Below are 13,316 nucleotides of genomic sequence, written 5' to 3' on the forward strand. Positions count from 1 at the left end.
TTTTTATCATTTTTTTAGTGAAATGGTATGAGCTAAAAAAAAGTCCGCCTAGGCGGACTTTTTTAGTTTCAAACTTCTAAATTGATGGCTAATTTATTTAGGTTTGGATGTGTAATAGACTTTACCACCAGTATCAGGAACAAAATGACAGCTAACACAAGAACGCCATAAAGATTGCCAAATTGGTTCCTCAGACTTGCGATAATACTCACCCATTACAGGTTTGATGGCTTCAGTTGCCTTCAACAAATTGTAGTGAGGGATATTGAGGAAGATGTGATGAGCAACGTGAGTACCAATATCATGATGGATGTGATTGAACAAACCATAATTGCGATCGATACTAGAAATTGCACCTTTAAGAAAAGTCCAATCTTCACCACGATACCAAGGAATATCAGACTCGGTGTGATGCAGAAATGTCACCAAATCCAACCAAATGACAAACACAATATAGGGCATAGCGTAGTATTTCAATAACCACATCCAACCCCATTGATAGGTGAGGAAACCTAACAAACCTACCATACCAATCCAGAGTACAGTACTAGTAATTACGTCCCATTTCTCTGATGGTTTAAACAGTGGGCTATTAGGTGAAAAGTGCGAACCTTCTTTATTGGGAGAACGCTTAAACAAATACACTGGATAAGCCAATAAAAATAAATAATATCGACCTATCTTTTGTGCCAAAGGCATTTCTTTATACTGCGATTCCGTCACAGGATACCAGCTTTCATCGTTATCGATGTTGCCAGTGTTTTTATGATGTGTCCTATGGCTGATGCGCCAACCATGATAAGGAACTAATATTGCTGTATGAGACAGATGCCCAATTAAATCATTGAGCCATTTATGCTTAGAAAATGACTGATGTCCGCAGTCATGCCCAACGACAAATAAAGCCCAAAACATTGTTCCTTGCATTAACCAGAAAATAGGCCAAAAGTACCAAGAATCAAGGTAATGAGCCACTGCATAGAGCGAACCAATAATCAGAACATCACGAAAGAAATACAACAGTGATTTGCTGACATTTGGTTGAAAACATTCTTCTGGGATAGCAGCTTTTAAATCCTGAAGAGTAAAAGGCAGCTTAGTTGTATTCTCAGAAGTTTCACTAGCAGGAGAACTGTCAAAAGGGATGGTAGTTGATTGCACTTGATTCTTTGATGAAATATAAAATCAAAATTTGTTTGAGGTTTGAATTCACCTCTAAGATACCTGCAATGTTTTTAGACACGCAAGGCAAAAATTTCTGGCAATTCACTTAGCAATAATTCATCGAGAATTGCCAGAACCTATTTAATTGGCAGACGAATTATCTAATAGCTCTGTAATTAATATAAGAGCATAGATTTAATCAGAGCAATTTTAGCCTGAACTTAGCTTACTTGTCTGCGTAATATTCGTTAAAAGTTTGATAACCAACATCAGTTATATACAGTTGACATTGGTCTGTAATGTGTTTCATTAAAGGCCAAGAAAACCGCAATTCATCATGCAAATAGTTTCCCCAATTATCTTTAATGCTGCTGTAAGCTAACCGTAAATTATAAGAGGGAATAGCAGTAGAAAGGTGATGAGGTACGTGGACATTAATATCGTGGCAAAGTATCTCTACCCAACGAGGATAATCGCAATGAATAGTGCCAAATAGCTGTGCCATTGCTTCGTTCCACTTGCTGGCTTCCTTAAAAGGAACATCTGGAAATGTGTGATGAACAATGGTGAATGTACTCATCCAGAAATGATATACCAACCAAGGCACAAACCAGAATTTGACAAATCCCCAAATACCAGTTGTAGCGATGAGGGTAGGAAATACAACTGCTGCAAAAATTGCAACTACAGCAACTGAAAGTTTAATACTTCCTTGGTCTTTAACTTTAAAATTGCGCCAGTCGAAATGCACAACAGCCCAATGTCCAATAGAACCTACCCACCAAAGACGCTTTTTCATGAACAATTCAAAAGCAGATTGACGAGTCTTATCCCAACTTACAAAAACTTCTGGTCGGATGGGATGCCAAGCATTATCCTCATCTAACTTGTTGGTATGTTGATGATGATGATTATGCTTAATCCGCCAACTATGAAAAGGGTAGATTAACGGCATCATAAATATATGCCCTACTAAATCATTAACCCACCGTCTTTTGGCAAATGAGCGATGACCGCAGTCATGACCAATAACAAAAAAACCTGTTAAAGCTGTACCTGTAAAAATCCAGGCAATAGGCAATAAAAACCAGGGAGAAATCGTCAAACTATAGTAGCCTAAACCTACCATTAAAACACTGATGAAAACTTGTGTCCAAGCTTTGCGACGATTCTGCTGAAAACATTCTTTTGGCAGAGTTTTGATAATATCTTTGAGCCTCAGTTGGGAATTACTAAGGTCTTGGTTTATTTCTTGCGTCTTGATTATTGATGTAGTCATGAAAACCCGAAAAACGACAAACTCCTCCACCAAGTTGCCCAAAGGTAACTTGCAGCAAAATTTCTTTACATTAACGCTTTGGATTATAGCAACTTTAGCTACCTAAGCATACCCGAAAGTATCTTTTGGGAGTTATTTCTAGAACTGACGAATGGATATTTTGATTACTCAGAAATTCCTCTGTCATTAATCATTGGTAGACCAATGACTAATGACAAATGATAAACGACTTACTGTTTTTTGTCTGCAAGTTTTACATTTGTAGCCAAACCTAAGAATTGCAAAAATTGAATTGTCATCCAAGTTAAGTCGATTTCCCACCATTCCAAACCGTGACGGGCTGAGTATTGAAAAGCATGGTGATTATTGTGCCAGCCTTCACCAAATACTAGTAAAGCTACCCACCAACAGTTAGTTGAGTTATCACCGGATTCATGGCTGCGATAGCCAAATTTATGGGTAGCACTGTTTACTAACCAGGTGCAGTGGTAAACCCAGACAATGCGAACAAAAATTCCCCAAACAACAAACGGCCAGCCACCCAGAAATAACAATAATAAACCCAGTGCAACTTGGATGAGAATGAAATATTTTTCTAAAAACTGATAAACTGGGTCTTCGGCAATATCTTTGGTAAAGCGAGGAACATCAGCATGAGCGGGACATTTGTGAATTAGCCAACCCATGTGGCTCCACCAGAAGCCTTTATTAGAATCATGGGGATCTGGGTCAGTATCGGAATGTAAATGATGAATGCGGTGTGTCCCCACCCACTCGATTGGCCCTCCTTGGCAAGATAGTGTCCCGAACAACACTAAGATATATTCCAACCACTTGGGAGCTTGGAAACTGCGGTGAGTCACAAGGCGATGAAAACCTAAAGTAACGCCTAAACCACCAGTTATCCAGTAAAGTAAGAAACCCACACCAACTGCCGTCCAGCTAAAGTTGCTAGGAACAAGGGCAAATAAAGCGCCGATGTGTAGACCAACGAAAAAGAGGGTATTTACCCAATTGATCTGCGGTTTAGTTGAAGTAGCAATTGTCATGTCAGTAACCTGTATTGAAATTGTTCAGCCTAATCTGCGCGATCGCAAAATCCGCACATTTATAATTTTTTATTAATGAGGAAGTAATGAACAGCTTGGAACAGCTGCGGCAAGCAGAACAGGCACTGATAGAGATTTTTTCTGGAATTGACGCTCAGGTCAAGCATAATCTAAAACGAGTGCTGGATGCCTTTCGCAATCAGCGCGTAGGAGCGCACCACTTTGCTGGTGTGAGTGGCTATGGTCATGATGATTTAGGACGAGAAACTTTAGACAAAGTTTTTGCAGAAGTAATGGGTGCGGAAGCGGCGGCCGTGCGAGTGCAGTTTGTATCGGGAACTCACGCGATCGCTTGCGCCCTATATGGTGTACTTCGTCCTGGTGATGAGATGTTAGCAGTGGTCGGCTCTCCCTACGATACGCTCGAAGAAGTGATTGGTTTGCGGGGTCAAGGACAAGGCTCCCTTATTGAGTTTGGCATAAAATACCGTCAATTGGAGTTAACTGCTGAAGGATCTATCGATTGGGAAGCTTTAAGCCATGCAGTAGATGACAAAACGCGCTTAGTCTTAATTCAGCGTTCCTGCGGCTATTCTTGGCGGCCTAGCTTATCCATTGCTGATATTGAAAAGATTGTGCATCTAGTCAAACAGCAAAATCCCGATACCGTTTGCTTCGTTGATAACTGCTACGGGGAATTTATCGAAACTCAGGAACCCACCCACGTTGGTGCTGATTTAATGGCGGGTTCCTTAATTAAAAACCCTGGGGGTACTATCGTCACGGCTGGCGGTTACGTAGCTGGCCGTGCTGACTTGGTAGAAGCCGCCGCTTGTCGCCTAACAGCACCCGGTATAGGTAGTTATGGTGGTGCTACTTTTGACCAAAATCGCTTGTTATTCCAAGGCTTATTTTTATCGCCGCAGATGGTAGGAGAGGCGATGAAGGGAACTTTTTTGACTGGTTATGTCTTTGACAAGCTTGGTTATCCGGTGAATCCTGCGCCGCTTGCACCGCGTGGTGATGTGATTCAGGCGATTAAGCTGGGTTCTGCGAAAAAGTTAATTGCTTTCTGTAAAGCTGTACAACAGAATTCTCCGGTGGGTTCTTATCTAGACCCTGTGCCTGATGCTATGCCGGGGTATGAGAGTCAAGTTGTGATGGCTGGGGGAACGTTTATTGAGGGGAGTACGTTGGAATTTTCGGCGGATGGGCCTTTGCGTGAGCCTTATATAGTTTATTGCCAAGGGGGGACTCATTGGACTCATGTGGCGATCGCCCTAGAGACGGCAATTGAAGCAGTTGGGAGTGCTTGAAGTTACATGAGTTAGGATTGTCTCACGCAGAGACGCAAAGATCCCAATCATTCCTTTGCGTCTTTGCGCCTTTGCGTGAGACTTTAATCCGGTAATTTATACTGCCCAACAATCCGTTTAGCATACTCCGGCACGTGCGCCTCTAACTTCTCCCCATGATTCCGCTTCACATACAAATAATTGCGTGTAAAGTGCGAATCAATCGAGAACCGCGCATACTCCAAACCTTTAGGGCCGATTTTGTCAATCACCACGCCCATCATTTTCGCCACCCACATCGGTAAGGTTACGCCTTTGTCATAAGCCGGAATCCCTTGCTGCACAGCTTCTTTCCGATTCCCTTGAGAAGTTACAGGTTGCGTGTCTATCTGGTCTTTCACCAAATCCAGCATTTCTTTACCTGTCTCATTTCTGACTACAATCCACTGCCAGCCGAAGGGCGCGCCCATGTAGCCCACAACTAAATCAGCTAGGGAGTTGACGTAATCAAAGCAACTCATGCAGGAGGGGGCGAAGACATCTTTAAGTTGGTTGGTTTTTAAGCCAAAGAATGGTACTTTCTCAATTGAGCCGTCTTCATGCCTGAAGTGGATGCGGAAGTCTTGCATGAATTCGTAGTGTACTACTGTGTCAGGCGATCGGCTGGTGGTTTCTAGGAATTTTTGCAGTCCGGCGCGGGTAACGTTATCTACACAGGGTGTGCCTAAAACGTATAACTTTTCTAAACCTAGTTGCTTTTCTACTGCCCTAAGTGCTTGAATTTGGCAACCAACACCAATTACTAGTAGTCGCTTCATCCCTGATTTTTCTACCTGTTCCAAGATAGAAAGGTTGGGTGAAAGTGTTGGTTTATTGACCCGTGCTGCCAGTATTTCTTCTGGGGTACGAGCAATCACAGGCATGGGTTGAAAGCGGTCTTCTTTGGTATTTTGGACACAGACAACGCCTTCCACTAAGCCGCGATTGAGCATTTCTATGGCAATACTGCTGACTATGCCTGTCCATTGTGCGCCTTCGATGGGCTGCTGTTTCTTTGCTGCCATCATTTCTTGATGGACACCAAAGTAGAGTTCATTGGGGTTGTCGAGATTGCGAGAACGGCTATGGCTTTGGGTTTCGAGGGTGTCTATCTGCTGGTTGATAAACGCGCAGGCTTCCTTGACATAGTGAATATAGTATGTGTCACATAGTCCGCATTCACTGCACAGTTCTTTGGCAGGGCGACGGCTACCGGGTTTTAAGGCTTTGGCTTTTGTATGCTTGCTAGAATCAACAGAGGTCATATAAATATTTGTTTTATCCAGGAATCCTTTTACTACAATACCTTTACAGCTTATGAACTTAAACTATATAAGTTGAAAAATCTGATGACTACGCCTCAATCAAAAGTTTTTACCAACTCGCGTCTTTACGACCAAGATTTTTATTTGTGGATAGAGACAACTGCTAAACAACTAAAAGAAGGCAGATTTTCTGAGGTAGATTTAGAAAATCTTATCGAAGAAATTGAAAGCATGGGGAGAAGTGAAAAACACGCACTTGAGAGTAATTTAGTTGTTTTATTAATGCACCTATTAAAATACAAATATCAGCCAGAAAAACGCTCTAATAGTTGGAAAGGGACTATTAGAGAACATCGCCGCAGGTTAACAAGGACTTTTAAGGATAGTCCTAGTTTAAAACCTTATTTTCAGGAAGTTTTTACTGATTGTTATCAAGATGCCAGAAAGCAAGCCAGTGATGAAACTGGTTTATCTGTTGATGCTTTTCCCGTAGACTCTCCATTTACTACGGATGAATGTTTAAATGAAGATTTTTTACCTGATTAGTTGAGTCTTGATATTTTCACAACAGTACAATTTATAACTTAACTCTTAAATGGCGATGCCATAATGTGAAATCTATTTACTACTACTTTTTTCCTCTGTATATCTGTGTTTTTCTGTTCAAATCTCTACAATTACTGGGAAAACTTAGAAATACAATCAGCAATTTCTAAGTTAATAACTCAAAACCAATGATACAAAACTCTAAAACAGGTGCAGCATTCATCGCTGGAGGAAGCCTAGCAGGCGCAGGTGTGTCTGCAACAGTTGGCGGAATGGGGTTAGCTGGCGGATTTGGTGCTGTCGGGATGGAACTGCGCCTGTTGTTGGTGCTGGTGCTGTGGCTGGTGCGGCTGTTTATGGTGCTTTCAAGGCTGTAGCTGTAGGGGATGCTGCGGCTTTTGGTGCAATGGGAATTGGTGCTGTTGGTGGTGCTGGCTTTTCTAGTGTTGTTGGTGGTATGGGAATAGTTGCACCTAAAATCGGTTTAGCGTTTGGTATTGGAACTGTACCTATGGCTAGTGTGGGTGCAGTAATAGGACTGGCGGCTTATGGTTTTGCTAAGTTATTAGATGAATCTGAGGTTAAAGAAACTTCTGCACAGCTTTTTGAACGGATGGAAGAAAAAGTTTTGCAGATGGATTACTATAACGCTGCTGTCATAGAGTTAGGTTTATTTTTATCTGGTGAGGATCTCAACCAAAAATTTGCGGCTTTAGAAGTTGAGGAAGAGTTACAAGCACTGAAGGCTGAATTTGCTACTACGAAAACTGAACAAGAAACTGTAACTTCCAACCTTCAGCTTTCTGAAACTTGGAAATGTGTCAAAACCCTTAAGGGACATACTGCAAAAGTTAATGCGATCACAATCACTCCTGATAGTAATACTTTAGTTAGTGGTAGTGATGACAGACAAATTAATCTGTGGAATCTAAAAACTGGAAAGTGGCTTAATACTTTCTCTGGTCAAGCAGAGGCGGTTCTATCTCTTGCTATCAGTCCTGATGGAAAACAGATTGCTAGTGGTTGTGTTGACCGCAAAATTAGCACTTGGCAATTGGAGAAAAAACAATTTTTGCGGACATTTTTTTATTCCAACTCTCCCTACAGTCATAATGGTTTTGTAAATTCAGTTGCATTTAGTCCTGATCGTAGATTTCTTGCTAGTGCTAGTTCTGATAAAACTATCAAAATTTGGGGAGGCTATACAGGCAATTTAAAACTTGCTTTGAGTGGGCATACAGATGCAGTTTTATCTGTTGCCATTAGTCCTGATAGTAAAATTTTGGCTAGTGGAAGTGTTGATAAAACTATCAGGCTGTGGGACTGCACAACTTGGAAGCCACTTGATATTTTCACTCAACATTTAGCTGCAATCAATACAGTTGTTATTAGTCCTGATGGTAATACTCTGATTAGCGGTAGTACAGACACTACCATCAAGTTGTGGAATCTCTATACAAAAGAATTAGTTTGCACTTTGACTGGACACTCAGAAGCAGTTTCATCTGTTGCTGTCAGTCCTGATGGAACAATCTTAGTTAGTAGCAGTCACAGCATCATCAAACTTTGGCATATTCCAACTGGGAATCTATTACATACTCTCGCTGGTTGTAGCCCTGTCGCCTTCACTCCTGATGGCAAGATATTGGTAAGTGGTGGTAATGGCGGTACTATTAAAATCTGGAGTCTGCAAGGTCTGAATGAATTGAATCTTGATTGTTTACTGCATCAGGAATGGTGGGAAGTTTTAGGTGTAGATCCAACTACTCAACCTCAAGATGTCAAGCTTGCCTACTTGGGATTAGCTAGACAATATCATCCTGATATTAATAGGTCTGCAAACGCTAAAGCGTCAATGCAACTAGTTAACAAAGCTTATCAACAATTCCAAGCGCAACTGAAGTTTTGATGAGTGCGCGATCGCCCTTCTTCTTGTAAAAAATTAATTATTATTTACAATACTTAAAATTATGCTAAAAAAGTTACTGTAATCCTTAAAAAAATTTGAGTATATATGATTAACGTTAGCGAAGCCCTAGAACCTCTTGCGGCTTGGTTCCGTTCTTTGGGAATACCTCAGCCGATTGTGGAATGGGGTCATCCGGTAATGATGGGAATCGTTGTGGTTGTGATGGGTAGTTATGTGGGATGGACTGGTTGGCGATACAGGTTAGCGAAGGATAAAGATGAGTCATTTAAAAACCGGATGAATCATCGCCTACTTGCACCGTGGATGTTTTTCTTTTTAGCGGCTGGTTATCCTGGTGGAGTTTTGTCTTTGGTGATGCAGCGTCACGCAATTTTTGAAAGTCCTCATTTCTGGACTGGCTCTCTTGTACTCATATTGCTATTGATTAATAGTGTAATTTCGTTTACTGGCTTTGCTGGTGGTAAACCTGCTTTACGCACTACTCATGCTTATTTAGGCAGCGGAATCTTGGGACTTTTAGTTGTCCACGCTGTATTAGGGCTTATTTAACTTAAGTATATCTTTGTAGTTTTGCTGTAATTTTTAACGAGCCATATTTAGTTTCATCAAGAAAGCCTGCATTTGCGGGCTTTGTTTGTATGAATCTAAATAAACTATACTTCACCAACAAGCATCAATTTTTCTTGAGTGCTGCCCAGTTGAGAGTTTGAATTGTCTTATGTTTCAGACGAGTGGTGTGATTATTTGCCTTGGTTATATTTTCGGGTTGTTGTTTACTGCTGTTCCTTGGGGTGGGGTGTGGATTTTAATTGTGGCGATACTGGGAGCAGTTTTTTTGAGAAAACGCACCACTCCACCTCAGCCACAAGAAAGCAATGGCAACAAAGGTAAAGCTACAGCAAATATTTGGCAATCATTTCCTCATCCGCGAGTCTGGCTGATTGCTGGTTTGGTAGGATTACTGGCGACTGTGTATTTGCAATGGCGATCGCCACAACCAAGTATAAAAGATATTAGTCAATTTGTGCCGACAGATAATGTTGCAAATCAAGAGCAATTAGTGATTGTACGCGGCCAAGTAGAAAGTAGTCCCCGCTTAACTCGCAGTCAACGGGGACAGTTTTGGTTAGCAGCGACTCAGTTGGATGAAGTTAAAAATGGAAATGGCCCCGCCAGTGTACCAAAAGGGGTTACAGGTAAGTTGTATGTAACTTTACCTCTACTGCAAGCAACTGGGCTGCATCCTGGGGAAGAAATTGCTGTTACGGGGATTTTATATAAACCAAAAGCTGCTTCTAATCCTGGCGCTTTCGATTTTCAAAAGTATCTCAAGCAGGAAGGATCATTTGCTGGTTTGATAGGAAGACAGATAAATATTGTCAATGATGATGATAAATGGGGATGGTGGCAAATTCGGGAGCGAATTTTGAAATCGCAAGTTCAAAGTTTAGGAATTCCCGCAGGGCCACTTGTAAGTGCAATGGTTTTGGGTAGCAAAGCTGTCGATTTACCATACGATATTCGTGATTTATTTGTCAAAGCTGGAATGGCTCATGCTTTGGCTGCATCTGGGTTTCAAACTTCGTTAATTTTGGGTGTGATATTACAGTTAACTAAACGGACAAATAAAGCCACTCAATTTATTTGCGGTTTTTTAGGTTTAATTATTTTCCTCAGTTTGTCAGGATTCCAACCTGCGGTACTGCGAGCCGTAATTATGGGTAGTGCAGCTTTAGTTGGTTTGTTATTAGATAGAAAAGTCAAACAGTTCGGTTCGCTATTATTAGCAGCAACATTACTATTGTTATTTAACCCGTTATGGATTTGGGATTTAGGTTTTCAACTGAGTTTTTTAGCAACATTAGGATTAATTGTTACTGTACCAGCGATAACTGAAAAACTGAATTGGCTACCACCTGCGATCGCTTCTTTAATTGCTGTACCTTTAGCGGCGACAATTTGGACTTTACCTATCCAACTTTCGGTGTTTGGCGTGGTTCCCGCTTACAGTTTGTTGCTGAATATGATTACTACACCGTTCATTTCAGTGATTAGTATTGGGGGAATTATTAGTGCGATCGCGGCATTAGCATCTTCTAGGGTGGGCAGTGCGATCGCAAGTATACTCAACTATCCTAGTGATTGGCTAATTCAATTAGTAGAATTTTTTAGTAGTTTACCAGGTAACTCCTTAGTAGTCGGAAGTATTTCAACTTGGCAAATGTTAGCTGTTTATGCTTTGATTCTGTTAACGTGCCTAGTTAAATGGTGGCAGAAACGCTGGTGGTTTGCTGGTTTAATGATATTTGGTTTAGTACTTGTTCCAGCTTGGCATTCAGCAAATACATTATTTCGGGTAACAGTTTTAGAAGCTGGCGCAGAACCAGTGGTAGTGATTCAAGATAAAGGCAATATCACCTTAATTAACAGTGGCGAAGAAGGTACAGGACGTTACACAATTGTCCCGTTTTTACAGCAGCAAGGTGTGAATAAAATTGAATGGGCGATCGCCAGTGATTTTGATAACAATGATAATAATGCTTGGTTGGAAGTAATTCAAAGCCTGCCAATCAAAAATTTTTATAAATATTCTCTCAAACCAGAAACTAACCTGGCGAGTCAAGAAATTCAACAGGAAGTTCAAAAGCATCAAGGTATTTACCAAACTGTAATACCAGGACAACAAGTAGTTACAGGTTTAACAGTTGCTCAATTAATTAAAGAGCAATTACCTATTTTATACTTGCAAATTCAAAATCAAACTTGGTTATTAGTTGGTGATGTTGAACCTCAAGAAATTGAAAGATTAGCTAAGGGGGGCGGTTTACCTCGTCCCCAAGTATTATGGTGTAGTCCAGAATCATTAAAAGATTTGATCAAATTGTTTCAACCAAAAGTAGCGATCGCCACATCTACTAACCTTGATCCTAAAATAATTACTGAACTTAAACAAAATCCAACACAAGTTTTTTTCACAGGGCGAGATGGCGCTATTCAATGGACACCTAATGGTCAATTTGAATCATTTATTCAAGAAACTGAAAATAAATCCTCTGTCTTGTAAAATTAGCAAAAAAATTTATTATTTATGAGCCTAAATTCTCTATGAAGTCTGGAAATACCAGATTTTTAAAGAGACTGGGTATCAAAATGTTTGAATTTTTACCAATTAATTAAGACAAATATTTTCAGGACATGATCAGTATTTATGATGAGGCTCAGACAATGCAACAAAGTTATAAGAAAATAGTAGCGATGCAAAATGCATCTTAAAATAGTTAAAAAAATATAAAGACTATGCAAAAATATAACTTAGGCAAAGTCGTGGTATTCTTTGGCAACTTTCCCTTAACGATTCGAGTACCAGCAGCACCACGAGATGAGCAGTTAATTTTTTTGCGCGATCGCCTAATTTTTCATGGTAATAATCTTGTAGAGCATGGATTATGGGAAGAACCACTGAGTGATGGAGAACTAGAAAGAATACTGTTAGATGTAGAAATTGAGCCAGTATTTTTTCCTGGCTTTTGTCATATTTTTTCCTTATTAGGAAACCCTTTGACAATGGTGAGAAAATTATTTAGAGATTAATGCTGATTCCGCCAAAGCCACAGCGCCCCACAGTGGTGCATCATCTCCCAACGCAGCAGAAACAATTTCAAAATCTATTTCTGGTAATGCTGTTTCACGGGCTGTTTTTTGTACAGTATTCCACCAAATTTCTCCAGCTTTAGTGACACTACCACCTAAAATAAATCGTTGTGGGTTAATTAAATTCGCCACATTACCAATACCCACACCTAAAGCCCAAGCACCACTTTGCAAAATCTTGATTGCTAACTCATCTCCTTGAGTAGCTGCTTGACTGATAATTTGCCCAGTGATTAAATCTAAATTGTCATTCACTAAGCTGCGTAATTGTTGACCTTGTAATTGATTTGCTGGTTTGAATAAATACTCTTTAGCATCTTGAGCCATGTAAGGGCCTGATGCTAACCTTTCCACACATCCTTGCTTACCACATAAACACACTGGCCCCGCAGGATTGACAACTATGTGTCCAATTTCACCAGCCATACCTGCGTTACCACGCCAAGGTTGACCATTGATTATCCAACCACCGCCAACGCCAGTGCTGATAGTAATGTAAAACAAGCTATCATATCCTTCACCAGCGCCAAAACGGTGTTCACCTAAAGCTGCAACATTAGCATCGTTATCTACAATGGCAGATATAGCAAATTCTTTTTCTAGCAAGTCTTTGAGAGGAAGATTTTCCCAGCCAGGAACGTGATGAGAAAGTCGCACAGTTCCGGTAGTAAAGTCCACAGGGCCGCCAAAACTCACCCCAATTGCATCGGGAGTTGCATCTTGCAGCAAACTATAAATGAGCGATCGCATAATTGCTAAATCAGTGGTAGCATTACCATCTATGGGTGAGAGACGACGTTCATAACGCAACCATTCACGGGAACCAAGTTGAGTTACTGCGGCGGCTAACTTAGTACCACCAAAATCTAAGGCTAGGATAAGTGTCATTGGTCTTAAGAAGCTAAATGCGATCGCTTATTCAGCTTACTAGCGATTCATCTTGAAGTTAACAATCATTAACTCAGATCTTGCACCTAGCTGGGTAAACACGTAAAAAATGAATAAACAGCGCAAAAGATTACAGTAACGGAAGAAGTATGAGGAAAATAAGTTTGTAGCTAAATAGACTGCTTAACTTGGCATTCCTAAGTATTCAAC

The 13,316-nt window shown here is 40.6% G+C and carries 12 protein-coding genes; 7 read left to right on the forward strand and 5 right to left on the reverse strand.

The annotated features are described in order from the left end of the window. Window positions 1-93: 93 nt before the first annotated feature. From NCWK1_RS27540 to NCWK1_RS27550, 3 genes are all read right to left on the reverse strand, one after another. On the reverse strand, window positions 94-1,161 hold the full coding sequence (locus tag NCWK1_RS27540) for a fatty acid desaturase (protein ID WP_096583683.1): 1,068 nt from the start codon (window positions 1,159-1,161) through the stop codon (window positions 94-96). Between the two features lie 229 nt (window positions 1,162-1,390). Next, complete coding sequence (locus NCWK1_RS27545; protein ID WP_103126885.1) at window positions 1,391-2,443, reverse strand: fatty acid desaturase; 1,053 nt, start codon at window positions 2,441-2,443, stop codon at window positions 1,391-1,393. A gap of 230 nt (window positions 2,444-2,673) precedes the next feature. Beyond that, the gene (locus tag NCWK1_RS27550; RefSeq protein ID WP_103126886.1) at window positions 2,674-3,492 is read right to left on the reverse strand and encodes an acyl-CoA desaturase; all 819 of its coding nucleotides are present in this window, start codon (window positions 3,490-3,492) and stop codon (window positions 2,674-2,676) included. An 86-nt stretch (window positions 3,493-3,578) separates the two neighbouring features. Here NCWK1_RS27550 and NCWK1_RS27555 point away from each other — a divergent pair, with 86 nt between their 5' ends. Next, a complete protein-coding gene (locus NCWK1_RS27555) occupies window positions 3,579-4,808 on the forward strand; it encodes a methionine gamma-lyase family protein (RefSeq protein WP_103126887.1) in 1,230 nt (409 codons plus the stop codon). Between the two features lie 83 nt (window positions 4,809-4,891). On the opposite strand, the gene NCWK1_RS27560 is transcribed toward NCWK1_RS27555, so the two are convergent. Then, complete coding sequence (locus NCWK1_RS27560) at window positions 4,892-6,091, reverse strand: Coenzyme F420 hydrogenase/dehydrogenase, beta subunit C-terminal domain (protein ID WP_103126888.1); 1,200 nt, start codon at window positions 6,089-6,091, stop codon at window positions 4,892-4,894. A gap of 84 nt (window positions 6,092-6,175) precedes the next feature. Between NCWK1_RS27560 and NCWK1_RS27565 the strand changes: the two genes are divergently transcribed. From NCWK1_RS27565 to NCWK1_RS27585, 6 genes are all read left to right on the forward strand, one after another. Next, entirely contained in the window at window positions 6,176-6,637 is a 462-nt protein-coding gene (locus tag NCWK1_RS27565) for a DUF29 domain-containing protein (RefSeq protein WP_103126889.1), read from the forward strand. Window positions 6,638-6,825: 188 nt separating this feature from the next. Continuing rightward, window positions 6,826-7,014, forward strand: coding sequence for a hypothetical protein (locus NCWK1_RS30315; RefSeq protein WP_245895005.1), 189 nt, complete (start codon window positions 6,826-6,828; stop codon window positions 7,012-7,014). Continuing rightward, window positions 6,975-8,546: a DnaJ domain-containing protein gene (locus tag NCWK1_RS27570; protein ID WP_245895006.1), complete on the forward strand. Its 1,572-nt coding sequence runs from the start codon at window positions 6,975-6,977 to the stop codon at window positions 8,544-8,546. Before NCWK1_RS30315 ends, NCWK1_RS27570 begins: the two co-directional genes overlap by 40 nt. A 105-nt stretch (window positions 8,547-8,651) precedes the next feature. Continuing rightward, complete coding sequence (locus NCWK1_RS27575) at window positions 8,652-9,116, forward strand: DUF4079 domain-containing protein (RefSeq protein WP_096583667.1); 465 nt, start codon at window positions 8,652-8,654, stop codon at window positions 9,114-9,116. 169 nt (window positions 9,117-9,285) lie between these two features. Then, window positions 9,286-11,631: a ComEC/Rec2 family competence protein gene (locus NCWK1_RS27580; RefSeq protein ID WP_103126890.1), complete on the forward strand. Its 2,346-nt coding sequence runs from the start codon at window positions 9,286-9,288 to the stop codon at window positions 11,629-11,631. A gap of 233 nt (window positions 11,632-11,864) precedes the next feature. Further along, entirely contained in the window at window positions 11,865-12,158 is a 294-nt protein-coding gene (locus NCWK1_RS27585) for a hypothetical protein (RefSeq protein WP_103126891.1), read from the forward strand. Here NCWK1_RS27585 and NCWK1_RS27590 read toward each other — a convergent pair. Next, window positions 12,144-13,106: an ROK family protein gene (locus NCWK1_RS27590; RefSeq protein WP_103126892.1), complete on the reverse strand. Its 963-nt coding sequence runs from the start codon at window positions 13,104-13,106 to the stop codon at window positions 12,144-12,146. The genes NCWK1_RS27585 and NCWK1_RS27590 overlap by 15 nt on opposite strands. Between the last annotated feature and the right edge of the window lie 210 nt (window positions 13,107-13,316).

This window comes from Nostoc cycadae WK-1, assembly GCF_002897135.1.
In the GTDB taxonomy this organism is placed as follows: domain Bacteria; phylum Cyanobacteriota; class Cyanobacteriia; order Cyanobacteriales; family Nostocaceae; genus Nostoc_B.

Excerpts from the sequence above, each read along its gene's own strand:
- NCWK1_RS27545 (WP_103126885.1), bottom strand. The coding sequence starts at position 2,443 with ATGACTACATCAATAATCAAGACGCAAGAAATAAACCAAGACCTTAGT.
- NCWK1_RS27550 (WP_103126886.1), bottom strand. The coding sequence starts at position 3,492 with ATGACAATTGCTACTTCAACTAAACCGCAGATCAATTGGGTAAATACC.
- NCWK1_RS27555 (WP_103126887.1), top strand. The coding sequence starts at position 3,579 with ATGAACAGCTTGGAACAGCTGCGGCAAGCAGAACAGGCACTGATAGAG.
- NCWK1_RS27560 (WP_103126888.1), bottom strand. The coding sequence starts at position 6,091 with ATGACCTCTGTTGATTCTAGCAAGCATACAAAAGCCAAAGCCTTAAAA.
- NCWK1_RS27565 (WP_103126889.1), top strand. The coding sequence starts at position 6,176 with ATGACTACGCCTCAATCAAAAGTTTTTACCAACTCGCGTCTTTACGAC.
- NCWK1_RS30315 (WP_245895005.1), top strand. The coding sequence starts at position 6,826 with ATGATACAAAACTCTAAAACAGGTGCAGCATTCATCGCTGGAGGAAGC.
- NCWK1_RS27575 (WP_096583667.1), top strand. The coding sequence starts at position 8,652 with ATGATTAACGTTAGCGAAGCCCTAGAACCTCTTGCGGCTTGGTTCCGT.
- NCWK1_RS27580 (WP_103126890.1), top strand. The coding sequence starts at position 9,286 with ATGTTTCAGACGAGTGGTGTGATTATTTGCCTTGGTTATATTTTCGGG.
- NCWK1_RS27585 (WP_103126891.1), top strand. The coding sequence starts at position 11,865 with ATGCAAAAATATAACTTAGGCAAAGTCGTGGTATTCTTTGGCAACTTT.
- NCWK1_RS27590 (WP_103126892.1), bottom strand. The coding sequence starts at position 13,106 with ATGACACTTATCCTAGCCTTAGATTTTGGTGGTACTAAGTTAGCCGCC.